This window comes from Azospirillum humicireducens (genome assembly GCF_001639105.2).
In the GTDB taxonomy this organism is placed as follows: domain Bacteria; phylum Pseudomonadota; class Alphaproteobacteria; order Azospirillales; family Azospirillaceae; genus Azospirillum; species Azospirillum humicireducens.
Genome location: NZ_CP028905.1, coordinates 12,882 through 35,472, shown reverse-complemented (window position 1 = coordinate 35,472; position 22,591 = coordinate 12,882). Strand labels below are relative to the sequence as shown.

Here is a 22,591-nt window from a genome sequence, read left to right as displayed (position 1 = left end):
TCTCAAGGTCTCTATATGATGGACACATCCAGCCGCATCGGCATCAGAATAACCACATACAATCGTGCCTCTTATCTGCAGGATTTTTTTTCCCGCAACGAAAAAATTATTTCGGCGCCGAACGTCAATGTTCGGATTTTTGATAACCATTCCATGGATAATACCGAAAATATCGTTTGGGATCAGGTCTACAAGAGGAAAAACCTATCCTATTACCGGTGGCCTGAGAATGTCGGCTTCGACAGAAGCCTCGCCCTCGCTGTCGAAAAAGAAGATACCAACAGCGACTACATTTGGTGGTGCGCAGATGACGACATCATCGCACCAGAATCGCTAGGCACAGTTAGAAAAATAATCGATGAAATCGACCCCGATGTCATATTTGCTAATTATTCTGCATATAATGCATTAGGTGCAGATGATTTCAATCTTATTTCTCAACCTCAATATAAAGTTGCATGCAACGGAAACTATGGAATTATTTCAAATCTTTCAAATTTGTTCCGGTCCATACTTCAAGAAGTTCCGTCATTTGGATGCTTTATCGTCAAGAGATCTTTGATTGATTTCATGGACACGAAATCACATATCGGAACGCACCATGCCTATATCGGGTTTGTCCTCAATGCACTCGCGAGAAAGGCACGCGAGATAAGCCCTGCCCGCGTCGGCATCACCCGTGACCCTCTTTTCTTTATCAATAAAAATGAAAACACAAAAACTTGGAGCGGGAAGAACGATCACGTCCTCATAGGAATACGCCGACTTCTTTCGGAATTTGCTCCCGAATACGACGAAGCGATCAAGGAACTCTGGCCCAACTATGAAAATTTATACTTTAATTATTATTTTGGAGACAAAAGGAATCTGCTGAAAGAACTTCGCTTGCTCGAAAAATTTTTCTTTGAATGATCAAATTGATTTCTGGAGATCTTCTGGTGAATATCAATAAAAACCCAATAAGCCGCCAAACGACAGTTGCGATATTCATAAATAGCCACGTTGAAATGTTCAGAAAAAATCTGAGATATATGAACCTTTCCCTATACAAAATCGTGGTGATCTCTCCAATTCCTCGCGATGAATTGGAAGAAAATCTTCAAATCAATTTCGATCATATTCAGGTTCCGCCGAGTCAGGACTTTGACAGAAACTTCCTGTCTCTTTGCGAATTCGCAAAAGATATGGAGGACGATAACTGGATCGTTCCGCTCGCCGATGACGATATCATTCTTAATTTCCAAACCGTCGACGGAAAACGCCTTAGTGATTTCTCGGAAGAACTGGCAAAATCCAAAGGAAGAGGGGCGAGTTTTGCTCTATTTGAGCATGCCGAATACTCGACAAACGGCATAGAAAGACATTCTATCATGAGGGAGAGTGCGCAGTTCCCTCAGAGGGATCGGGAGATGGTGAGAATAGACTCCATGACATCCTCGTACTTGATATCTTTCCCCAGATTTTGTGGCATCGCTTATCAAGCAAAGCTGCTCAAACTTCCGGAGATCGCCAGCTATGCTGGGACATTGCATGCCTATGCGGCTCCGATGTATCTGAGTGTCATGAACGGTATCTGGGGAGAATTCATACCATCTCCGAGATTTGCTTACTACGCCCCGGAAAACAAATCCTGGTCATGGACCAACAAAGGCAGGATATTCCTTGGAATTATGCATTTCGCCAGCCTGTCAACGTCTCTTGGGTATGATGGGACGGCATTTTCGGACTGGCCGCACCGATTTCGCTTCCTGCTGCACTCCTGATTCGGGTGCAGCAGGCAAGCCATTGAACCGTCACGCCGCCCGTACCGCGATGTCCCGCTGGATGCGGTCCCAGATGCCGGTGAAGATGCGGTCCCAGGAATGCTGTTCCAGCACCTGCCGGACGACGCCGGCGCTGCGCCGCTCATACTCGTCCTGCGGCATCGCCAGGGCGCGGGCGATGATGGCGCGGTTGGCCCCGGCGTCCTGGGTCAGCTCGATGGCGTAGGGGGAGCGGAAGCCGCTTTCCGGCGTCACCATCGGCACCAGACCGCGGGCGCAGTTCTCCAGGATGGCGGTGGCCTGGGCGTCGCGCGAGCTGGCGTGGATGTAGAAGGCGCAGTTGTCCTTGATGAAGCGGTCCTGCTGGGCCGACGTGTTGTCCACCCAGCCGAGCGAGACGAACTCGTGCCCGTTCACCCGGACGCGCTGGTAGGGGTGGGCGCGCAGCGCGCTGCTGCCTGCATGCAGCACGGCGCCGGTGCCGGCGACGCTGTTCAGCAGCAGGTCGAAGCCCTTGTGCGGGGCAAGGTCGCTCATGTGCAGCAGGCCGCGCATGCTGGCTTGCGAATAGCCGCGCGGCGGGGCGAAGCGGTGGCCTTCGCAGCCCATGTCGATGCGAACGATGCGGTCCTTGACCCGGCCCAGCATGTCGTCGGCCGGCAGGGCCTGGATGCGCTCGTACCAATAGTCGCCGCAGATGCCGAAGATCAGCCGCGCCCCCTGGAGCTGGCTGTCCATGAAGGGGCTCCAGCTCTTGTGCTCCTCCACCGGTTCGGGCAGCAGCGGCAGCATCAGGTAGGTGTTGGGATGGGCCGGTTGGCCGAGCTCCAGCGCGTTGTCGCGCACCCAGTCGTCGGCAAGCCCGCCGACGGAATCGAAGCTGGTGTGGCCCAGCAGGATGTCCGCCGGGTTCCGCGTGACGCGGGAAGCGTTGAAGCTGTCGAGATGCACGTCGGTGAAGCGGCCGAGCACGCGGCGCGCATGCTTGCAGATCTCCGCGTTGTTCGCCTCGTACTTGTCGTAGCTGTCGCGGCGGAAGATGTAGGGCGTCCAGAAGAAATGCAGCATGCTCGGTCTCTGTCGATCTATTGCTGGACGATCTATTGCTGGGCGATCCAGGCCAGCATGTCGGAAACGCCGCGGCGCGCGTCCACCTTCGGCTCCCAGCCCAGCAGGCGGCGGGCCTTGGCGATGTCGGCGACGAAGATGCGCTGGTCGCTGATGCGCGGCGGCAGCCGTTCGAACCGCATCTCCACCCCGTGCAGCTCCTCCAGCAGGCGGAACAGCTCCAGCAGCGACAGGCTGTTGGCCATGCCGCCGCCGATGTTGAACACCTGGCCCGCCACCGCGTCGGCCCGCTCCACCGCGCTGAAATAGAGGGTCTTCATGTCCTCGGCATGCAGCACGTCGCGGACCTGCTTGCCGGTGCCGCTGATGGTGAAGGGAGCCTTCAGCTGGCCGAGCCCGGCCTGGACAGCCAGACCGCAGAACCAGCCGACCCAGCCCTGGTCGGCGGTGGCGAACTGCCGGCCGCCATACATGGAGGAATGGCGGAACACCACGGTGCGCAGGCCGAACACCCGGTGATGGTCCAGCATCATCTGGTCGGCGGCGCCCTTCGAGGTGCCGTAGGGCGAATGGAAGTCGAGCGGCGCGGTCTCGTCGAAGCCGTTCGGGAAGGCCGGGGCGACGTAGCGGGTCTCCGTCTCCTCGTAGGGCGTCCATTCCAGGTCGCCGTAGACCTTGTTGGTCGAGCTGTAGAGGACGAGAGCCTCCGGCGCCGAGCGGCGCACCGCGTCCAGCAGGTTGAAGCTGCCCAGCGCGTTGACCTCGAAGTCCAGACGCGGATCTGCCAGCGAGGTGGTCATCGCCACCTGCCCCGCCAGATGGAAGACCACGTCCGGCCGCAGCTCCGCCACCGCGCGCTGCACGTCGTTGGGATTGCGGATGTCGCCGTGGCGGAATTCGAACTCGCCCTGGCCGCGTAGCCAGTCGAGGTTCAGCGTGCTGCCCCGGCGGGACAGATTGTCGAAGACGCAGAGATCCTCGCCACGCTCCAGAACGGCGGCGGCGAGGTTGCTGCCGAGGAAGCCGCAGCCTCCGGTGATCAGGTAGCGCACGGGCTAACTCCGGAACTTTCAGGTGGGTCGAGGAAGGCCAGGGTCTGCCGCATCCCCTCGTCCAGCGGGGTCGACGCCCGCCAGCCGAGCCTTGCGGCCGCCTTGCCGGCATCGGCGACGATGCTCATCACCTCGTCCGGGCGGTAGGGCAAGGCGCCCCACAGCAGGGCGTCGCCGCCATGGCCGACGGCGCCCGCGGCGGCCTCGCCCAGGGCGCGGATGGTGATCGGCGCGCCGGAGCCGAGATTGACGATCTCGCCGGCCGGGAAGTCCGCCAGTTCCGCCAGCCGCAGGCAGGCCTCGGCCACGTCGCCGACATAGACGTAATCGCGCAGCTGGCCGCCGGCGGTCAGTTCGGTGCGCCGGCCGTCGCGGCAGGCGCGCAGGATCATCGGCACGAATTTCGTGTCGTTCTCCAGCGGGCCGTACATGCCGAAGGGCCGCACCACGGCGAGCGCCAGCCCGTGCGACGCGGCAGTGCCGAGTGCGGCCAGCGTCGCCGCCGCCTTGGTGATGCCGTAGAGGCTGCGCGGGGCCGGCAGCGCGTCCTCGGCGATCGGGCGGTCGGAGGGGCCGTATTCGTAGCAGGTGCCGACATGGACGAAGCGGCCCACACGCGCCTGGGCCGCCGCGCGCACGAGGTGCAGCGTGCCCTCCAGGTTGGTGCGGGCCGACGCCGCCACCTCCTGGAACCGGTAATCGACGCCGTAGGCGGCGCAATGGACGATCAGGTCGGGACGCGCCTCGGCCACCGCCGCCGCGATCTCCTCCCCCGATGCCGTCAGGTCGAGCCGCACCGGCTCCGCCGCCACGCCGAGGCGGGCGAGACGCCAGTTGTCGCCGCCCTCCCGGCCGGCGGCGAGTACCGTCCAGCCGCCACGGGAAAAGCGGGCAGCGACATGGGCACCGAGGAAGCCGCCGGAGCCGGTGACGAGAACGCGCATCGCCCGGCCGCCCTCAGCCGGCCGTCCGTGCCCGGACGAAGCCGCGGATGACGTCCAGCATATAGTCGATGTGGGCGGCGGTCAGGCCGGGATAGACGCCGATCCACAGGGTGCGGGCGGTGACGACGTCGCTGTTGGTCAGCTCGCCGACGACGCGGTGCGGGCGGCCCTTCATATAGGGCTGGCGCAGCAGGTTGCCGCCGAACAGCTGGCGGGTGCCGATGCGGGCGCGGGTCAGCTCGCGCGTCAGCTCGTCGCGGCTGAAGGGGGCGTCGGCCGCCACCGTCAGCGGGAAGCCGAACCAGGACGGGTCGCTGTTCGGCGTCGCTTCCGGCAGGATCAGCACATCGGCAAGCTCGGCCAGACCGGCCTTCAGCCGGGCGAAGTTGACCTTGCGCGCCTCGATGAAGCCGTCCAGCCGGTCCATCTGGCCCAGCCCGACCGCCGCCTGCATGTCGGTGATCTTCAGGTTGTAGCCGAGATGGGAGTAAATGTATTTGTGGTCGTAGCCGTGCGGCAGGTCGCCGAGCTGCCAGTTGAAGCGCTGCTTGCAGGTGTTGTCCTGGCCCGGCTGGCACCAGCAGTCGCGGCCCCAGTCGCGGAAGGATTCCAGCGAGCGCTTCAGCTTGGCGTTGCTGGTGAAGACCGCCCCGCCCTCGCCCATCGTGATGTGGTGGGCCGGATAGAAGCTGAGGGTGCCGATGTCGCCGAAGCTGCCGACCAGCTTGCCGTCATAGCGCGCGCCCAGCGCGTCGCAGCAATCCTCGACCACCCACAGCCCGTGCTTCTCGGCGACGCGGGTGACGGCGGCGAGATCGAAGGGGTTGCCCAGCGTGTGGGCCAGCATGATGCCGCGGGTGCGCGGCCCCACCGCCTCTTCCAGCAGCCGCATGTCCATGTTGTAGGTCGGGATGTCGACGTCGAGGAAGACCGGCACCATCCCGTTCTGCAGGATCGGGTTCACCGTGGTCGGGAATCCGGTGGCGCAGGTGATGATCTCGTCGCCCGGCTTCAACGCGCGGTCGCCCAGCAGCGGCGAGGTCAGCGCGGTCAGCGCCAGCAGGTTGGCCGACGAGCCGGAATTGACCGTCAGCACGTTGCGGGCGCCCAGGAACTCGGCCAGCCGCTTTTCGAAGGCGTCGTTGAAGCGGCCGGTGGTCAGCCAGAAATCGAGGGCGGAGTCGACCAGCAGCGACATTTCCTCGCCGCCATAGACCTTGCCGCTGACCGGGACCGGCGAGCGTTCCGGGTCGAAGGGCCGGTCGGCATGGGCGACCTCCGCATATTCGGCCACCAGATCGAGGATCCGGCGGCGCAGGTCTTCCCGGCGATCCGCGGAACCGGCTGACGACGAGGAGGCCGGCGAGGAGGAAGAGGAGGTCATGACGGTCTCACGGAAGAAACGGTGATGCGAAAAGGACGCCGGCCGCCTCAGGCGGCCGGACGGGCCTCGTTATACGCAAGAAGCTGGGCGGACATAAGGGCGGGGATGTCCTGGCCGCGGCCATAGGCGCGATACCACTCGACGGTGCGGGCCAGCGTCTCCGCCAGATCCCAGCGCGGCGCCCAGCCCAGCCGCTGCCGCGCCTTGGCGCAGTCGAGCGCCAGGAAGCGGTTCTCGTGCGGGCCGGCCGGGCCGCTGTTGTCGACCCAGGCGGCGCCGTCGCCCCACAGGGAAGCCAGCCGGTCGGCCACCCAATGGACCGGGCGGGCGCTGCCCTCGGCCGGGCCGAAGTTCCAGCCCTCGGCATGGGTCGCCGGTTCGGTCCAGGCGGCCTCCGCCAGCATCAGATAGCCGTGCAGCGGATCGAGCACATGCTGCCAGGGCCGGGTGGAATGGCGGTTGCGCACCACCGCCGGACGGCCGTCCAGGAAGGCGCGGATCAGGTCGGGGACCAGCCGGTCCTCCGCCCAGTCGCCGCCGCCCACCACGTTGCCGGCGCGGCCCGACACCAGGGCGACCGGGCTTTCCCCCGGCGGGAAGAAGGACTGGCGGAAGGCGGCGGTCACCAGCTCCGCACAGCCCTTGCTGTTGCTGTAGGGATCGCGCCCGCCCATTGGCTCGTTTTCGCGATAGCCCCAGACCCACTCGCGGTTCTCATAGCATTTGTCGCTGGTGACGTTGACCACCACGCGCACGCTGTCGACCCGGCGCACCGCGTCGAGCAGATGCACCGTGCCCATGACGTTGGTGGCGTAGGTCTCCACCGGGTCGCGGTAGGAGCGCAGCACCAGCGGCTGGGCCGCCATGTGGATGACGATGTCGGGACGGGCGGCGGACAGCGCCGCCTCAAGCCGGTCACGGTCGCGGATGTCGGCGATCTCGCTGCGGTGCAGCCGGTCGCGCAAGGCCGCCGCCTCGAACAGGCTGGGGGTGGTCGGCGGCTCCAGCGCATAGCCGGTGACGCGCGCGCCCATGGCGGAGAGCCAGAAGCCGAGCCAGCTTCCCTTGAAGCCGGTGTGGCCGGTCAGGAAGACCGACTTGCCGGACCAGAACGACGCAGTCGCAGCCATCGGGGCGGTCACCAGCTCTTCCAGGGCGGGTTGCCGGCGGTCCACAGATCCTCCAGCAGGCGCTTGTCGCGGATGGTGTCCATGCACTGCCAGAAGCCGTCATGCTTCCAGGCGTGCAGCTGGCCGTCCTCGACCAGGCCGCGCAGCGGCTCCTGCTCCCACATGGTGTCGTCGCCGTCGATGTAGCGGCCGACCGTCGGCGACAGCACGAAGAAGCCGCCGTTGATGCGGGCGCCGTCGCCGGGCAGCTTTTCCTGGAAGGCGGAGATGCGGTCGCCCTCCAGCTCGACCACGCCGTAGCGGCCGGGCGGATGCACCACGGTCATGGTGGCGGCGCGGCCATGCGCCTTGTGGAAGGCGACCGAGGCGGAGATGTCGACATTGCCGACGCCGTCGCCGTAGGTGAGGCAGAAGGCCTCCTCCCCCTCCAGATAGGGCAGCACCCGCTTGATGCGGCCGCCGGTCAGGGTGTTCTCGCCGGTCTCGACCAAGGTGATCCGCCAGGGTTCGGCCAGACGGCGATGGACCTCGACCGTGTTGGTCCGCAAGTCGATGGTCACGTCCGAATTGTGCAGGGAATAGCTGGAGAAATACTCCTTGATCGCATAGCCCTTGTAACCCAGGCAGATGACGAAGTCATTGATGCCATGAGAAGAATAGATCTTCATGATGTGCCAGAGGATCGGCTTGCCGCCGATCTCCACCATCGGCTTGGGCCGCAGGTCCGTTTCCTCGGAGAGCCGCGTTCCAAGGCCGCCGGCAAGTATTACAGCTTTCATTTCCTGCAGCTCTTCCAGTTCAGGAGTGGACCAGGGCAGACTATTAATCAATTTATGAAAAAACGGTCAAGCACAGGCGCTCGAAGCCGTTCGCAGACACCAAAGGTCACGATGGAGAGTTGCCTTAGCGCCACCAGGCATGATCGTCGGTGATCTCGGGATCGGGGATGTGGATGTCGCTGCCCGACGGCAGGGCGAGGAGGTTCACGGCGCCGATCCCCTCGAAGATGTCCACCGGGTTGCCGGCGAAATTGCCGGGGTGGAACAGGCGGGCGGTGTGCCACCACACCCGGTAGCCCATCGAGCGGATCAGCCCGATCAGGGTGGGGGAGCGGTCGCGCCGGTCGTTCTCCACATACAGCACCGGACGATGGCGCGCGATCAGCCCGGCCGCCCCGCGCAGCACCTCGGCCTCCATGCCCTCGACGTCGGCCTTGAGCAGGCGGCAGGACGGCAGGTCCAGACTGTCCAGCGTCACCAGCGGGACCGGTTCGCCATGCTCCCAGCCGCCGAGGCCAAGGGCGCCGAAATTGTTGGAGCGGCCGGGGTCGAGCGTCGGCACCCGGATGGCGCCGGCCTCGCTCCCCACCGCCATGCGCCGGGTCCGCACATTGGCGATGCCGTTCAGGGCCAGGTTGGCGGAGAGCAGGTTGAACAGCATCTCCTGCGGTTCGAAGGCGACGACGGACCCGGACGGCCCGACCATGCGGGCCAGCGGCAGGGTCTGGGCGCCGATGTTGGCCCCGACCTCCACCGCCACGTCGCCCGGACGCAGGATCGAGCGGAACACCGCCACCTCATGTTCGGCATATTCGCCGTAGAGATCGAGGGAGCGGCCGACATACTGGTCGTTGCGGTTGTAGACCATCAGCCCATGGCGGCAGGGTCGCATGCGGTTGAAGCCGCCTTCCAGATCCACCGGCCCGCCGATCATCCGTCTCGTCTCCACCCCGCCTGCCCCCGAGCCCAATGGCCCCATGGCCCTTGCTGTAATCCAAAGCCGGAACCGGACGCCACGACTTTCCACCCGTGCGACCTTCCGCCCGCGCGGCCCATCATCGCATCGCCGGCATTTCGCCATGGCACCCGGCCGGGCGAGACGCTACACCTAGCCCCCGTCGCCACCTTCGGCAGTCCCCTCGGGAGAGCAGCCCCATGTGCGGTTTCGCCGGCTTCGCCGGACCCGGCGGCGAGCGCGACCTCGCCACCATGACCAGCATCATCCGCCACCGCGGCCCCGACGACGACGGCGTGCATATCGACGACAGCGGCGCGCTGCCGGTGCATCTGGGCTTCCGCCGCCTCGCCATCATCGACATCGAGGGCGGCCACCAGCCGATGGCGACGGCCGAGGGCGATCTGGTCATCGTCTACAACGGCGAGATCTACAACGCGCCGGACCTGCGACGCGCGCTGGAGCAGGCCGGCCACCGGTTCGTCACCGACCATTCCGACACCGAGGTGCTGCTGCACGGCTACCGGGAATGGGGCCTGGACATGCTGGAGCGGCTGAACGGCATGTTCGCCTTCTGCCTCTACGACCGCCGCGGCGGCCGGCTGGTGTTCGGGCGCGACCGATTCGGCAAGAAGCCGCTGTTCTATGCCGAGACCGCCGACGGGCTGGTCTTCGCGTCGGAGGCCACCGCCGTCCTGTCCCACCCGTCGGTGCCGGACGGGCTGGACCGCACCGCGTTGGTCAAGTATTTCGCCTACGGCTTCATCCCGGCGCCGCTGACCGCCCATGCCGCGGTGCGCAAGCTGCCAGGCGGCTGCAGCATGGTCTACGACCTGGCGAGCCGCCGGCTTTCGGTCAGCCGCTATTGGGAATACCGGATGGTGGTGGACGACCGGCCGCCGGGCGGTCCCGATGAGTGGGCGGAGGAGCTGCGCGAGCTGCTGGACCGCGCGGTGGAACGCCGCATGCTGAGCGACGTGCTGGTCGGCTTCTTCCTGTCCGGCGGCATCGACAGCGCCGCCATCGTCGCGCTCGCGGCCCGCCACCGCGACCCGGCGTCGATGAGGACCTTCACCATCGGCTTCGACGAGCCGAGCTTCGACGAGAGCGGCTATGCCGCCGACGCGGCGCGCCATTACGGCACCGACCATGCCTGCCGCACGCTGAACCTCGACACCGCGGCGGGGATGCTGCCGGAGCTGCTCGGCCGGCTGGACGATCCGATCGCCGACCCGTCGATCCTGCCGACGCATCTGCTGTCGCGCTTCGCCCGCGAACGGGTGACGGTGGCGCTGACCGGCGACGGCGGCGACGAGCTGTTCGCCGGATACGATACCTTCGACGCGCTCAGGACGGCTCGGCTCTACCACCATGCCGTCCCCCGCCCGCTGCACCGGCTGGCGGAGGCGGTGGCCCACCGGCTGCCGCGCTCGGACCGCAACATGAGCTTCGACTTCAAGCTGCGCCGGGCCCTGCGCGGGCTGGGGCACCGGCCAGCGCACTGGATGCCGTCCTGGCTGGGTCCGGCCTCGGTGGAGGAGGTGTCGCGGCTGTTCGGCGCCGACCTCTCCGCCGACGACCTCTATGACGAGGCCGACGCCCTGTGGCGCTCGGGCGCCAGCCGCCACGACGTCGACCGCTCCATCGAGTTCTACGGCCGCTTCTATCTGGGCGAGAACCTTCTCATCAAGGCCGACCGCGCCAGCATGTTCTGTTCGCTGGAGACGCGCTCGCCCTTCCTCGACCGTGACCTCGTCGCCTTCGTCAGCCGGCTGCCGGCATCGGTCAAGCTGCAGCCGAACGGCCTGATGGGCGGCACCCGCAAATGGATCCTGAAGAAGGCGATGGCCCCGCTGCTGCCGCCGGCGATCCTGTCCAGGCCCAAGAAGGGCTTCGGCATCCCCTTGAGCCGCTGGCTGCGCCACCTGCCCCAGCCGCCGCTGGAGACGGCGGCGCGCATCGGGGTGGACGGCAAGTGGCTGGCGGCCCGCTGGGACGAGCACCGCAGCGGACAGGCCGACCACCGCGGCCTGCTGTGGGCCTGGACCGCGCTCGCCACCGCGCTCAGCGGCAGCCGGGAGCGGACGGGCGCGGATCGGGTCGAGCCGGAGACGGCAGGAGGGGCGGCATGAGCCTCGGACGTTCGTTCAGGGGCCGGTCCGCTTCCCGGCAGGCCGGCTCCCATCTGGCCGGCTCCCGTCTCGGCTCCCGTCTGGCCGCCATCACCGGCGGGTTCCTGGTGCTGCTGGGCGCCCTGCTCTATTACGCCGGCTACATCGACGCCGGCTTCAACACCGCCGACGACGGCCATTACGCCCAGGTCGCCTATGAGCTGTGGCTCGGCACGGACCCGCATGCCCTGCGCTTCGGCTATGGGCTGCTGTGGTTCAAGATCGGCCAAGGGCTGTTCGCGCTCGGCGGGCCGAGTTGGCTTGCCGTCCAGTGGCTGTTCCAGGGATTGAGCGCCCTGACCGGGCTGCTGGTCTATGCCACGGTGCTGACGCTTACCGGGCGGATGCTGCCGGCGCTGCTGGGTGCCGCGGTGGCGGTCGCGGTGCCGGCCTTCCCGCCGACCGTCTTCTATGCGGCCTGCGTGCTGCTCAACGTCTTCCTCCAGGTGAGGCTGGCCAAGGGCTGGCAGCGGATGACTCCCGCCAACCTGATCGCGCCGGCAGCCGGCCTGTCCGTCACCTTCCAGATCCGGCCCGATTTCGGTTTCGTCTTCGCCGCCACGCTGGCCGGGCTGATCCTGCTGGGGGCCGTGGCCGGCGGCCGGCACGCTTGGCCGGGCCGCCTTGCCCGGCTGACCGGAAGCGCCCTCGCCGTTGCCGCCCTGGCGCAGGCGCCCCTGATGGCGATGGCGGCGGCCGGCGGCTATCTGGACCTGATCGTGAGCGAGTATCTGCGCTATCCGGAGCTTCTGCTGCGCTACCTCTCCAGCGGGGTGGGCGGGGGAAGCGGCAGCGGGGCGGCGGATGCAGGCGGAGCCGGCACCCTCTTGGGGCGGCCGCCGCTGTCCGACCTGCTGAGCGGAAGCTGGACCGCCAACTGGACCGGCGGCACTCCCACCGCGGCGATGGCGCTGCTGGTCCATCTGCCGCTGGCGACGGCCGCCGGCTTTGCCCTCCTGACGCTGGCGCGGCTGCGCCGGGCGGAGAGCGCGGACGGCGTGCCGGCCCGGCTGGTGGTGTTGGCCGGCGGGATCGCCGCCCTGCCCCACTACTACCTGTTCCGTCCCGACCTCGCCCACATCGCCAACTTCATGCCCGGCCATGTCGTGCTGGTCTGCGTCCTGCTGGCCGATCTGGCGGCCCTGGCCCGGCAGGCGGACTGGAGCCCGTCGGGGCTGGCCACGCGCGCCGGCGTGCTCGGGGCCGGGGCACTGCCCGCTTTCGGGCTGGCGGTCTATCTGTGGGTCGGGCTGACCATGCCGGGCACGGGTTCCATCGCCAACGCCGCCGGCCGCACCGTGCCCTTCACCGCACAGAACGGTGTCGCCGTCCGTATCAGTCCCGGCGAGCAGCCCCTGCTGGAAGGCCTGCGCGCGGCGGTGGAAGGGCATTCCAACCCCGGCGACCGCATCGTCTGCGTCCCCTTCTGCCCCGGCATCGCCTTCATGACCGGGCGGCGGATGCTGCTGCGCGACTGGTATGTCGACGATTCGCTGCTGGTCACCGACCCCGGCTGGATCGGGCGCGCCATCGCCGCGACGCGCGAGGCCCGGCCGCCAGTGGTGATCGTCGTGGATTGGGCGATCAACGGCACGGAGATCTCGCGCTTCGCCAACTGGGCGCGGCCCTATGTCGCGATGCTGGAGGCAACGGCCACCGGGCGGGTGGCGCTGCCGGGGATCACGGTCTACCTGATGCCCCGCTGAAACGGGCGGGCCGGAAGGCGCGACGCCTCAGCGCGGCGTCTCCGGCCGCTCGTCGAAATTCAGCATGGTCTTGATGGAATAGTGGCTCTTGCCCTGGCTCTCGAAATAGATGCGGACCAGCAGCTCGGCCAGCAGCCCCATCAGGATGCACATGACGCCGGTGACCAGCCCCATCGTCACCAGCAGCGGCAACGGCGTCAGGATGAAGGAGATGCCGTCGACCAGCTTCAGATAGATGGCATAGATGCCGGCCAGCACCGACAGCCCCATGAACATCAGGCCGGCGAAGCCGAAGATGTAGATCGGCTTGGTCTCGTACTGGGTCAGGAACTTCACGACGACGAGGTCGAGCACGACCTTCAGCACCCGCTCCAGCCCGTATTTCGACTGGCCGTGGCGGCGCGGATGGTGGCGCACCGGCATCTCGGTCAGCTTCGCTCCCTGCCAGCGGGCGTAGATCGGCACGAAGCGGTGCATCTCGCCATAGAGCCGGTAGCCCTGCAGCATCTGCCGCCGGTAGGCCTTCAGCGTGCAGCCATAGTCGTTCAGCTTCACGCCGGAGATGGTGGAGATCAGCTTGTTGGCCATCCGGCTCGGCAGCGTGCGCAGCAGGAAGCCGTCCTGCCGGTCGGCGCGCCAGCCCGACACCACGTCGTAGCCCTCGTCCAGCTTGGCGAGCAGGCCGGCGATGTCCTGCGGGTCGTTCTGCAGGTCGCCGTCCATCGGCACGATGACCTCGCCGCGGGCATGGTCGATGCCGGCCATCATCGCCGCGGTCTGGCCGACGTTGCGGCGGAAATTGATGACGCGGATGCGGCGGTCGGACGCCACCCGCTGCAGCTCCGCCTCCGTCCCGTCGATGGAGCCGTCATTGACGAAGATGACCTCGAAGCTGCGCCCCAGCCCGTCGAGCGCCGGAATCAGCCGGCCGCACAGAGGGGCGATGTTGTCCTCCTCGTTGTAGACCGGGATCAGGACCGAGACGGAAACCGTGCCGGCGTCCATGGCGGTGGATCCGGGGTTGAGCAGGAGGGTCATCGAACGGGTCCGGAGGCTGCTGGTCATCTGTGGGGGCGATGCCGGGCCATGGTATGGCCGCTGGATCCGGCAAGCGCAACGGCTAATTGGGCGCAGGAACGGACGACGGTCCATCACGGACAGGCGCTTGCCGCCGCTTAGACCGCGCGGCGCGCACGCAGGACGGTCAGGTCGATGACGGCGCCCAGCAACGCCACCATCACCTGGAAGGCGAGGATGCCGAAGCCCAGCGCCAGCGACTGGGCATGCGGCACGCCGACCAGATCGAGCAGGCCGACCAGCGACGCCTCGCGCAGGCCGATGCCGGCGACGGTGACGGGCATCAGCACGATCACCGACATCAGACCGATCACGGCGCTCCACACCGAGAAGGGCTGGTCGATGCCGACCGCCAGCCCCAGGGACTGGCTGCCGGCGACCGCCGCCAGCTGCACGGCGATCCCGCCTGCGACCGCCAGCAAGGCCCGCCCCGGCCGGCGCGTCTGGTCGCGCCAGGCCTCCAGAAAGCGGCGCAGCGGCCCGAGGAGCCAGGCCTCGCGCCTCGGCCCGGCACGCCAGCCGAGCAGGGCCAGCAGCAGGGCGCGGGCCGGCGCCCAGGCCAGCAGCACCGTTGCCACGACCAGCCCGGCGAACACCAGCCCGACCGCGGCCAGCAGCCCATCGCCGAAGCGCGCCGACTGCATCGCCAGACCGCCGCCGGTCAGCAGCAGAAGCCCGGCGATCCCCGTCACCTTGTCGAATGCGACCGCCGAAACGATGTGGCCGCCACCGGTTTCCCCCCGCTTTTCGTCACGGCTGAGCCGGTAGGCCTTCACCGCCTCCCCCGCCAGCTGACCCGGCAGGACCAGCGCGTAGAGCTGCGCCACCAGCGTGTAGGCGAGCAGCCGCCCCGCCCGCACTTCCGGCAGCAGCACCCGCAGCTTCAACGCGTTCAGCACATGCATCAGGAAGAACAGCAGCCCGGCGAGCCCCATCAGCCCCGGCGAGGCCATCGCCAGCACCCGCCCGACCTCGGCCATGTCGACCCGCCACAGCAGCAGGGCGACCAGCAGCGCGCTGACAAGGACCTTCAGGCGGGGGCGCATTTAAAGATGCCTTTTCATGAAGTCATGAAGTGATGTGAGGGGTTTATTTGTGGAAGCCTCGCTGCGTGCCCCCTCCCCACCCCTCCCCCGCGAAGCGGGGGAGGGGTGGGGAGGGGGCACCGCCCCTGCACTCACGACCCCGGCCGGCGCGCCAGCACGTAGATGTAGTCGCCGTGCGACCAGGAGTTCAGGCGGAAGATGTGGTAGAGCGCCTCGGCGAGGAAGCGGCGGCCGGGGCCGTAATCGCCCTCGGTGCCCTGGCCGCTGGCGGCGCCCAGAACGTTGCGGTAGAGCGGCGAGAAGAAGGGGAAGCCCCATTCCACCACCCGCTCGATCTCCAGCCCGACCGACCTGATCTTGGCCTGCAGCTCGCCGTGGGCATAGTTGCGGTGATGGCCGACCGTGCGCTCGAAGTCGCGCATCCGCCCCTGCAGGGTGGAGACCAGCAGGTAGCGGCCGGTCATGGCGGCGAGGTTGCGCAGCGCCGCGACGTCGTCCTCGATATGCTCGACCACGTCGGTGCAGACCACCAGATCGAAGCGGCGGTCGATATGGCCGGCGGCGACGTCGAGCAGGCCGAACTCGGCGTTCGGCGCCCGACGGCGGGCGACGTCGATGGCCTTGGCGGAAAAGTCGAGACCGCTGTAGCTGGCCTGCGGCTTCAGCGGCATCAGCGTGGCGAGCAGCGAGCCCTGGCCGCAGCCGACGTCGAGCAGGCTGTCGTACTCCAGCGGGCGCACCATCTCGGTGACGATGCGGCGCAGATGCCGGCCGGTCGGGCCGTATTTGCGCATGTCGTTCCAGCGCCGTTCCCAGCTGTCGTCGTAATCGACGCCGCCGGGATGGTCGGCCGCCGCAGCGGCCATGGGAGTGGGAAGGGGAGTGTGGGTGGCTGACTTGAATGCGTCGTCGCTCATGCGGGCCTCCGGCGCAGGATGAATTCGTTGCAGCCCGTCGGCACGCGCGGCGGACGGACCTCCAACATGTCGAAGCCGAGCGCGTCCATCCGCGCCCGCACCTCGTCGGCACTGGCATATTCGTAGGGGTAGCCGCCGAGCCAGTCGGTCACGTCCACCCAGAACTCCATGCCGCGCTCCTTGCGCAGCGGGTTGGAGCCGGTGATCGCCCAGGTCGCCAGGAACATCAGCGAGCCCAGCGTCCAGTCCCAGAGCTTCCGCAGGAAGCCCGGCGACAGATTGTAGACGATCTTGATCAGGGTCCAGATCGGCGAGGTCCAATGGCGGTTGTAGAGCGCCAGCACGAAGGTGCCGCCCGGCGCCACCAGCGGGGCCACCGTCTCGATCGCCGGCCACATGGAGCCGGTGTGGTGCAGCGAGCCCCAGGCATAGACCACGTCGAAGCGGCCGAGCGAGCCGACGAAGCCGCTGTCGAGCGCGGAGCTGCGGCGGAACTCGATCCGCTCTGCCAGGTCGGGCGCGAAGCGGCCCAGGTTGCGGCGGGCGACCTCGACCCCGGTGGGGTTGACGTCGAAGCCCAGCGCGCGGGAAACGCCCAGCTTGCCGGCGGCGATGGTGAACAGGCCGGAGCCGGAGCCGACGTCGCAGAAGCTGGCGTCCTTCAGCCGGTCGGTCCCGACCAGCCCCTTCAGGCTGTCGATGGCCGCCGCCAGCCGCGGCTCGTCCAGCACGGTGCGCGAGTAATGGTCCCAGTTCTCGCCGAAATCGAAGGCCAGGGCGGGTGTCCCGGCCGGGGTTCCGCCCCCGCCGTCCGCCGTCTTCACCGGTTCCGCCACGCTGTCCGATCCCTTGCTGTCCAAGCCCACTCTGCCGCGCCGCCATACGCTCCCGAAAGCCGCCCGATGTCAACAGCACCTGAAGCGGATGGGCTTCACTCCGCCTGCGCCGACCGGCCCCGCTCCGCTGCTTTGCTCCCGGCAAGCGACAGGTCGCGGTAGGCGGCGGCGACGGCGCGCCAGGAGAAATGCTCGACCACCCGGCGGCGGCCGCCCTCGCCCAGCCGGCGGCGCAAGGCAGGGTCCTCGGCCAGACGGGCGAGTGCTGCGGCAAGCGCGGGCGTGTCGTCGGCGTCCAGCATCAGGCCGGTCTCCTCCTCCACCACCAGATCGCGGTTGCCGGCGATGCGGGTCGCCACCACGGGCAGGCCGGCGGCCATCGCCTCCAGCACCACGTTGGGCATGCCCTCGTCGCGCGAGGGGAAGACGAAGGCGTCGGCGGCACGGTAGGCGGCCGGCAGCTCGTCACGGCCGAGCCAGCCGCGGAAGGCCACCCGCTCCGACAGGCCGAGCCGGGCGGCCTGGGCCTCCAGCTCCGGCCGGGCGGGGCCGTCGCCGACGATGGTCAGGCCGATGCGGCCGCGCGTCCCGGAGGGCAGGGAGGCGAGCGCCTCGAACAGCACGTCCAGCCCCTTCTGCCGCACCACCCGGCCGACGAACAGCAGGGACAGGCGGTCGCCGTCATTTCCGGCATCGACCGGCCCGGCGCCGGCGGGCGAAAAGCGGACAGCATCGACGCCGTTGGGGATGATGGCGACGGGCTGGTCGGGAGCGAAGCGGCGGGCGAGGTCGGCCAGCCCCTCGCTGTTGGCGACGACGGCCGAGGACCGGCGCCACAGCCAGCCGATCACCGGCCCGGCCAGCCGGTGATAGAGCGAGATGCCGTCATACTGGAAGCCCGGCACGTCGCCGCCGCGCAGGCTGACGACATAGGGCACGCCCGACAGCGCCTTCACCATCCAGGCCGCCGGGCCGCAGGGCAGGCCGAAATAGGCGATGGTGGCGTCCGGGCGCCAGCGGGCGGCGATCCACGGCGCCATCGCCAGCGAACTGGCGAGGAAGGCCAGCATCTCCACCACCGAACTGCGGTCGCGGCGGCGGCGCAGGGTGGGGATGCGGCGGATCTCCACCCCGTCGGCCCGGCGCTCCACCCGCGGCAGATCGCCGAAGGCGGAGGTCAGCACCAGCACCTGTTCACCCAATGCCGCCAGTTCGCGGGCGGTGTTGTCGGTGGCGTTCGCCGCCCCGCCGCCCAGCGGCGGAAACTCGTAATTGATCAGCAGAATCCGCGCCATGCCGCCCGCCATGCTCCCCGTTCGACGAGCGCCATTGATGGGCGGTGAGCGGCGGCGATGCAAGCGGTCAACCGGCTTCATCCGCCGGCTTCATCTGCCGGCCCCATTTGCCGCCCCCCTGCATCCGGCCGGTGCCCGTCCTTTGCAGCACCGGGCATCTCTGCTACTGATCGCGTCGGTTCCCGATGCTGTCCGGAACCAGGTCCTCAACCGGGGCGATGCGGTCCTCATGAACATCCAGCAAGCCTTCGCCACGGCGCTTGGGTTCCATCAGAACGGCCAAGCCGAAGAAGCCGCCCGGCTCTATGGCGAAATCGTCGCCGCCGACCCCCGGTTCGCCCCCGCCGTCAACAATCTGGGGCTGCTGCGCTCCGACGCAGGCCACGATCGGGAAGCGGTGGCCCTGTTCCGCCGCGCCCTGAGCCTGACCCCGGATTCGCTGAATGGCTGGAACAACCTGGGGCCGCTGCTGACCCGGCTCGGCCGGCTCGACGAGGCGGTGCGGGCCTACCGCGCCTCGGTCCGGCTGAAGCCCGACCAGCCGGCCGTTCTCAACGAGATGGGCATCCAGCTGGAGCGGCTGAAACGCGCCGGCGAGGCCTGCGACGCCTTCGCCCGCGCGGCGGCCCTGGCGCCCGGCGATGCCGAGATCGCCAACAATTACGGCGCCATGCTGCGCATGACCCACCGGCTGGACGAGGCGGCGGTATGTTTCCGACGCACCATCGCGCTGAACCCGCAATATGCCGGGGCCTACAGCAATCTGGGCTCCACCGTGAAGGACAAAGGCGCCTTCTGGGAGGCTCTGCTGGCCTTCAGGCGGGCCACCCGGCTGGACCCGGACTTCGCCGGCGCCCATTGGAACGAAGCCCTGGTCCGGCTGCTGCTGGGCGATTTCGTCCAGGGCTGGCGGGGCTATGAATGGCGCTGGAAGCATGGCCGCCTGCCTTCGCCACAGCGCAGCTTCGTCCAGCCGCGCTGGGACGGGTCGCCGCTGAAGGGCCGGCGGCTGCTGGTCTATTGGGAGCAGGGCTTCGGCGACGTGCTGCAGTTCGTCCGCTATCTGCCGCTGCTGGCCCAAGCAACTGGTGGGGCAACTGGTGGGGCAGCCGGTGGAATGGCCGGCGGACAGCCGGTCTATCTGGAGTGCCAGCGGGCATTGCTGCCGCTGCTGCGCCGCCTGCCCGGCACCATCGCGGTGGAGACCGGCGGGCCGCTGCCCGACTTCGACGTGCAGATCCCCGTGCTGAGCCTGCCGGCGCTGTTCGGCACCCGGCTGGAGACCGTGCCGGCCCGCGTTCCCTACCTGACGGCGGAGCCCGATCTGGCGGCGCGCTGGGCGGACCGTCTGAAGGGGCTGGCGGGGCTGAAGGTCGGCATCGTCTGGGCGGGATCGCCCACCCACGGCAACGACAGGAACCGCTCCGTCGGGCTGGAGCCTTTCGCCAGGCTGGCCGCCATTCCCGGCGTCAGCCTGGTCTCCATCCAGAAGGGACCGACCGAGGGGCAGGCGGCGAACCCGCCAGGCGGCTTCCCGCTGCTGAACCTGTCGCCCGACATCAGGGACTTCGCCGACACCGCCGCCATCATGGCCGGCCTCGACCTCGTCGTCTGCGTCGACACCTCCGTCGCCCATCTCGCCGGTGCGCTCGGCGTTCCGGTCTGGGTGCTGCTGCCCTTCGCCCCCGACTGGCGCTGGATGCTCGACCGCCAGGACAGCCCCTGGTATCCGACCATGCGCCTGTTCCGCCAGGACCGGCCCGGATCCTGGGACGACGCCATCGACCGGCTGGAGCACGCGCTCCGCAGCCGCATGTCCGGATAAGGGTCAAAGGGCGGCGTAGGGTCCGTCGCGGTGGACCATCACCAGATCGACCTGCCACATCCGTTCGTCATTGGGACGGTAAAGCGGATCGACGATGTCCCAGACCTGGAAGCCGTAAGGCGCCATGGCATCGATGATGGGAAGCAGGCGGGCATCCCCGCCGGCGACCGTCGCCTCGATCACGAAGACGGCGTCAGGCTGCATCAGGCTGGCCGCCCCGGCCAGAACCTCCAGCTCCAGCCCGTCGACGTCGATCTTCACCAGCATCGGCCGGGCATAGCCGCGCTCGGCGCACAGCCCGTCCAGCGAGATGGCGGGCACCGTGCGCCGGTTGGGCAGGGTGCTGTACGACTCCGTCCCCTCGGGAACGACGGAGGAATAGAGCCGGTCGTCGGACACCGCCAGCGGAACCGTGCCGCCCTGGCGGGCGACGGCGGCGATGCGGTATTCGGCGCTGCGCAGTTGCCCGCACAACGCCTGCAGAGCCGGCTCATTCTCGACCACCGGTTCGATCAGCACATGGTGGGCGTCGGGATACACCTCGTAGAGCGGCGGGGTGCCGGTCTGGGCGCCGACATCGATGACCGTGGCCGGCCGGAACCCCCGCCCGCGCAGCAGTGACAGCGTCTTGTGCTTGCTCTGGCGGAGCGCCGTCCGTTGCGACCGGATCAGCGCCAGCAGGGTCACTGCCATCGGGTCCGCCGGACTGACGCGCAGGATGGCGCGGTAGAACTCCTCCGCCCGTTCCAGGTCGCCGGAGAGATGGACGTCGAATGCGATCTTGAGACCGTCGGCGATGCTCACGGCGACTGGCTTCCCGGATTGGCGACCGCCCGAACCCACATCCGCCCGCAACCGCATTCCGCGGCCGGGATGGGCAAGGATTTGCGCAGGACGGCGACTGGATGGCTGATCATAAAAGTGCCGCGCCGGACGGACCGGCGCGGCACAGTTTCGGCTGGAACCCTTTCCCGGGTCCATAGCAACAGTTGATGATAATTACCCATTCTTTCAAGCGCGTTCTTGTGAAATGGCCAGGTTTCCGCTTCGCCGGCCATGCATTTTCCGCAAGCCGGTGCCCGCACCCGTCTTCCGGGCGTCGCCCCCGCCCAAAAGCGGGGATCCGCGGGACCATCGGTCCCGACTCGGGGGGGGGCCGCTCCGGGAAGGACAGGCGGCTCCGCTTGCCAGCGGCGGGGATGCCATGGGATGAAGCGCCGCCTCTCCCTTTCGCCGACCGGTCCTCGCCATGCCACAAACTCCCGACACCACCCTTCAGGACGCGCTCGACGCCGAACGGGCGGGGAACCGCGAGACCGCCAGGACGCTCTGCCTCCGGCTGCTGGAGCGGGCTCCCACCGGTCCGCAGGCGCCGGCGGCGCACGATGCGCTCGCCAGACTTCTGGTCGGTCACGACATGGCGGCGGCGGCCGACCATGCGCTCGCCGCCTGGCGGCTGACGCCACAGGATCCGACCCGCCGCTCCAACCTGTGGCAGCTGCTGACCCATCTGGGCGAGGCCGGCGATGTCGCCCGCCTCCAGGGGCGTGAGGACTGCGTCGGGCTGGTGGCGCTGGGCAACGCGCTGCGCCGCGACGGTCAGGCGCTGCGGGCCGAGCGGGCCTATCGCCGGGCGCTGGATCTCTATCCGGAGCTGTCCTTCACGCTGAGCAGGCTGGCCTGCCTGTGCGCCGAGCAGCACCGGCTGGAGGAGGCCGACGCCCTGTTCGTGCAAGCGGCGGAGCGCCATGGCGGGCGCGACGCCGTCACCCGCACCGATCCCGCCTTCCTCCAGTCCCTGCGCGCGGCACCTCCGCCCACCGGCATCCGCGCCACCGTCCAGGAGGGCGCCGGAGCCGCCGCCCGGCCCCTGGTGGTCTATGCCTGCTGCGACGCCGTCTATGCGCGCAAGTTCCTGCCCACCATGGTGCGGTCCATCGCCGAGGACAGCGGACTGGATTGCGCCATCGCCCTGCATCTGGTCAATCCCGACGCCGAGGCAGAAGCGACGGTGGCCGCCCTGGCCGCGGCCCATGGCGCCGACCGCTTCATCATCCTGCGCGAGAGCATCGACCTGTCGCCGCTGGGCGATAATGCCAAGACCTATTACGCCTGCAGCCGTTTCCTGGTGCTGCCCGACCTGCTGATCCGCTGGCAGCGGCCGGTGCTGATGCTGGACGTCGATCTGCTGGCGATCCGCGACCTGAACCCGCTGCTGGCGACCTCCGCCCGGTCGGATCTGGGCATGATGAGCCATGCGCTGAAGCGGCTGGACATCTGGAGCCTGCTCTATGCCGACGTGCTGCACATCCGGCCGACCACGGGGGCGCTGCGTTTTCTCGACCTCACCCGGCGCTACATCCGCCATTTCCTGGACCGCGGCCTGCCGGTCTGGTTCCTCGACCAGGCCGCCCTCGCCGCCGTGCATCTGGCCGGCTTCACGGCGGAGGCGGCACCGCGCCTGACGATCTATCCGGCCGACATCCACAGCAGCACGGTGATGGTCGACGGCGAAGGCCGGTATTGGACCGACGACAGCGCCTATTTCTATTCGGTCCGCGCCACCGGCGGCGGCCAGCATGCAGTCCACCGGCTGAAGCGCCGCGCCGGCACCACCGCCGACGTGAAGCCGGGGTGAAGCCG

At 67.9% G+C, this 22,591-nt stretch carries 19 protein-coding genes; 6 read left to right on the top strand and 13 right to left on the bottom strand.

The features are described from left to right. The first annotated feature begins 15 nt into the window (after window positions 1-15). Window positions 16-912, top strand: a complete 897-nt coding sequence (locus A6A40_RS23370; protein ID WP_108548288.1) for a glycosyltransferase — start codon at window positions 16-18, stop codon at window positions 910-912. Then, window positions 909-1,763, top strand: coding sequence for a hypothetical protein (locus tag A6A40_RS30535; RefSeq protein ID WP_146191623.1), 855 nt, complete (start codon window positions 909-911; stop codon window positions 1,761-1,763). Before A6A40_RS23370 ends, A6A40_RS30535 begins: the two co-directional genes overlap by 4 nt. 30 nt (window positions 1,764-1,793) lie before the next feature. Here A6A40_RS30535 and A6A40_RS23365 read toward each other — a convergent pair whose 3' ends face one another. From A6A40_RS23365 to A6A40_RS23335, 7 genes are all read right to left on the bottom strand, one after another. Beyond that, on the bottom strand, window positions 1,794-2,831 hold the full coding sequence (locus A6A40_RS23365; protein ID WP_108548287.1) for a glycosyltransferase family protein: 1,038 nt from the start codon (window positions 2,829-2,831) through the stop codon (window positions 1,794-1,796). Between the two features lie 32 nt (window positions 2,832-2,863). Then, window positions 2,864-3,883, bottom strand: a complete 1,020-nt coding sequence (locus tag A6A40_RS23360) for a GDP-mannose 4,6-dehydratase (RefSeq protein ID WP_108548286.1) — start codon at window positions 3,881-3,883, stop codon at window positions 2,864-2,866. Next, window positions 3,871-4,827, bottom strand: coding sequence for an NAD-dependent epimerase/dehydratase family protein (locus tag A6A40_RS23355; RefSeq protein ID WP_108548285.1), 957 nt, complete (start codon window positions 4,825-4,827; stop codon window positions 3,871-3,873). Before A6A40_RS23355 ends, A6A40_RS23360 begins: the two co-directional genes overlap by 13 nt. A 13-nt stretch (window positions 4,828-4,840) precedes the next feature. Beyond that, entirely contained in the window at window positions 4,841-6,211 is a 1,371-nt protein-coding gene (gene rfbH / locus A6A40_RS23350; RefSeq protein ID WP_108548284.1) for a lipopolysaccharide biosynthesis protein RfbH, read from the bottom strand. A gap of 47 nt (window positions 6,212-6,258) precedes the next feature. Continuing rightward, complete coding sequence (gene rfbG / locus A6A40_RS23345; protein ID WP_108548473.1) at window positions 6,259-7,341, bottom strand: CDP-glucose 4,6-dehydratase; 1,083 nt, start codon at window positions 7,339-7,341, stop codon at window positions 6,259-6,261. Between the two features lie 8 nt (window positions 7,342-7,349). Then, window positions 7,350-8,120, bottom strand: coding sequence for a glucose-1-phosphate cytidylyltransferase (gene rfbF, locus A6A40_RS23340; protein ID WP_108548283.1), 771 nt, complete (start codon window positions 8,118-8,120; stop codon window positions 7,350-7,352). 124 nt (window positions 8,121-8,244) lie between these two features. Then, window positions 8,245-9,054 (bottom strand): FkbM family methyltransferase, encoded by an 810-nt coding sequence (locus A6A40_RS23335; protein WP_158279355.1) that lies wholly within the window; start codon window positions 9,052-9,054, stop codon window positions 8,245-8,247. 221 nt (window positions 9,055-9,275) lie between these two features. Here A6A40_RS23335 and asnB point away from each other — a divergent pair, with 221 nt between their 5' ends. After that, on the top strand, window positions 9,276-11,207 hold the full coding sequence (gene asnB, locus A6A40_RS23330) for an asparagine synthase (glutamine-hydrolyzing) (protein WP_236783989.1): 1,932 nt from the start codon (window positions 9,276-9,278) through the stop codon (window positions 11,205-11,207). Beyond that, window positions 11,204-12,952 (top strand): hypothetical protein, encoded by a 1,749-nt coding sequence (locus A6A40_RS23325; RefSeq protein ID WP_108548281.1) that lies wholly within the window; start codon window positions 11,204-11,206, stop codon window positions 12,950-12,952. Before asnB ends, A6A40_RS23325 begins: the two co-directional genes overlap by 4 nt. A gap of 27 nt (window positions 12,953-12,979) precedes the next feature. Here the strand turns inward: A6A40_RS23325 and A6A40_RS23320 are convergent, their stop codons facing one another. From A6A40_RS23320 to A6A40_RS23300, 5 genes are all read right to left on the bottom strand, one after another. Continuing rightward, window positions 12,980-13,990 (bottom strand): glycosyltransferase family 2 protein, encoded by a 1,011-nt coding sequence (locus tag A6A40_RS23320; RefSeq protein ID WP_236783988.1) that lies wholly within the window; start codon window positions 13,988-13,990, stop codon window positions 12,980-12,982. Between the two features lie 137 nt (window positions 13,991-14,127). Further along, a complete protein-coding gene (locus A6A40_RS23315; RefSeq protein WP_108548279.1) occupies window positions 14,128-15,075 on the bottom strand; it encodes a lysylphosphatidylglycerol synthase transmembrane domain-containing protein in 948 nt (315 codons plus the stop codon). 131 nt (window positions 15,076-15,206) lie between these two features. Beyond that, entirely contained in the window at window positions 15,207-15,992 is a 786-nt protein-coding gene (locus A6A40_RS23310; protein WP_108548278.1) for a class I SAM-dependent methyltransferase, read from the bottom strand. Continuing rightward, the gene (locus tag A6A40_RS23305; RefSeq protein WP_418208630.1) at window positions 15,989-16,852 is read right to left on the bottom strand and encodes a class I SAM-dependent methyltransferase; all 864 of its coding nucleotides are present in this window, start codon (window positions 16,850-16,852) and stop codon (window positions 15,989-15,991) included. Before A6A40_RS23305 ends, A6A40_RS23310 begins: the two co-directional genes overlap by 4 nt. Before the next feature lie 71 nt (window positions 16,853-16,923). Beyond that, entirely contained in the window at window positions 16,924-18,123 is a 1,200-nt protein-coding gene (locus A6A40_RS23300) for a glycosyltransferase family 4 protein (protein ID WP_108548472.1), read from the bottom strand. 229 nt (window positions 18,124-18,352) lie between these two features. Here A6A40_RS23300 and A6A40_RS32225 point away from each other — a divergent pair, with 229 nt between their 5' ends. Beyond that, window positions 18,353-19,948, top strand: coding sequence for a tetratricopeptide repeat protein (locus tag A6A40_RS32225; protein WP_108548471.1), 1,596 nt, complete (start codon window positions 18,353-18,355; stop codon window positions 19,946-19,948). A gap of 3 nt (window positions 19,949-19,951) precedes the next feature. Here A6A40_RS32225 and A6A40_RS23290 read toward each other — a convergent pair whose 3' ends face one another. Further along, the gene (locus A6A40_RS23290) at window positions 19,952-20,752 is read right to left on the bottom strand and encodes an FkbM family methyltransferase (protein WP_108548276.1); all 801 of its coding nucleotides are present in this window, start codon (window positions 20,750-20,752) and stop codon (window positions 19,952-19,954) included. A 445-nt stretch (window positions 20,753-21,197) separates the two neighbouring features. Here A6A40_RS23290 and A6A40_RS23285 point away from each other — a divergent pair, with 445 nt between their 5' ends. Then, window positions 21,198-22,586: a tetratricopeptide repeat protein gene (locus tag A6A40_RS23285; RefSeq protein ID WP_108548275.1), complete on the top strand. Its 1,389-nt coding sequence runs from the start codon at window positions 21,198-21,200 to the stop codon at window positions 22,584-22,586. The last annotated feature ends 5 nt before the right edge of the window (window positions 22,587-22,591 follow it).

Excerpts from the sequence above, each read along its gene's own strand:
- A6A40_RS23370 (WP_108548288.1), top strand. The coding sequence starts at position 16 with ATGATGGACACATCCAGCCGCATCGGCATCAGAATAACCACATACAAT.
- A6A40_RS30535 (WP_146191623.1), top strand. The coding sequence starts at position 909 with ATGATCAAATTGATTTCTGGAGATCTTCTGGTGAATATCAATAAAAAC.
- A6A40_RS23365 (WP_108548287.1), bottom strand. The coding sequence starts at position 2,831 with ATGCTGCATTTCTTCTGGACGCCCTACATCTTCCGCCGCGACAGCTAC.
- A6A40_RS23355 (WP_108548285.1), bottom strand. The coding sequence starts at position 4,827 with ATGCGCGTTCTCGTCACCGGCTCCGGCGGCTTCCTCGGTGCCCATGTC.
- rfbH (WP_108548284.1), bottom strand. The coding sequence starts at position 6,211 with ATGACCTCCTCTTCCTCCTCGCCGGCCTCCTCGTCGTCAGCCGGTTCC.
- rfbG (WP_108548473.1), bottom strand. The coding sequence starts at position 7,341 with ATGGCTGCGACTGCGTCGTTCTGGTCCGGCAAGTCGGTCTTCCTGACC.
- rfbF (WP_108548283.1), bottom strand. The coding sequence starts at position 8,120 with ATGAAAGCTGTAATACTTGCCGGCGGCCTTGGAACGCGGCTCTCCGAG.
- A6A40_RS23335 (WP_158279355.1), bottom strand. The coding sequence starts at position 9,054 with ATGATCGGCGGGCCGGTGGATCTGGAAGGCGGCTTCAACCGCATGCGA.
- asnB (WP_236783989.1), top strand. The coding sequence starts at position 9,276 with ATGTGCGGTTTCGCCGGCTTCGCCGGACCCGGCGGCGAGCGCGACCTC.
- A6A40_RS23325 (WP_108548281.1), top strand. The coding sequence starts at position 11,204 with ATGAGCCTCGGACGTTCGTTCAGGGGCCGGTCCGCTTCCCGGCAGGCC.
- A6A40_RS23320 (WP_236783988.1), bottom strand. The coding sequence starts at position 13,990 with ATGACCCTCCTGCTCAACCCCGGATCCACCGCCATGGACGCCGGCACG.
- A6A40_RS23315 (WP_108548279.1), bottom strand. The coding sequence starts at position 15,075 with ATGCGCCCCCGCCTGAAGGTCCTTGTCAGCGCGCTGCTGGTCGCCCTG.
- A6A40_RS23310 (WP_108548278.1), bottom strand. The coding sequence starts at position 15,992 with ATGAGCGACGACGCATTCAAGTCAGCCACCCACACTCCCCTTCCCACT.
- A6A40_RS23300 (WP_108548472.1), bottom strand. The coding sequence starts at position 18,123 with ATGGCGCGGATTCTGCTGATCAATTACGAGTTTCCGCCGCTGGGCGGC.
- A6A40_RS32225 (WP_108548471.1), top strand. The coding sequence starts at position 18,353 with ATGAACATCCAGCAAGCCTTCGCCACGGCGCTTGGGTTCCATCAGAAC.
- A6A40_RS23285 (WP_108548275.1), top strand. The coding sequence starts at position 21,198 with ATGCCACAAACTCCCGACACCACCCTTCAGGACGCGCTCGACGCCGAA.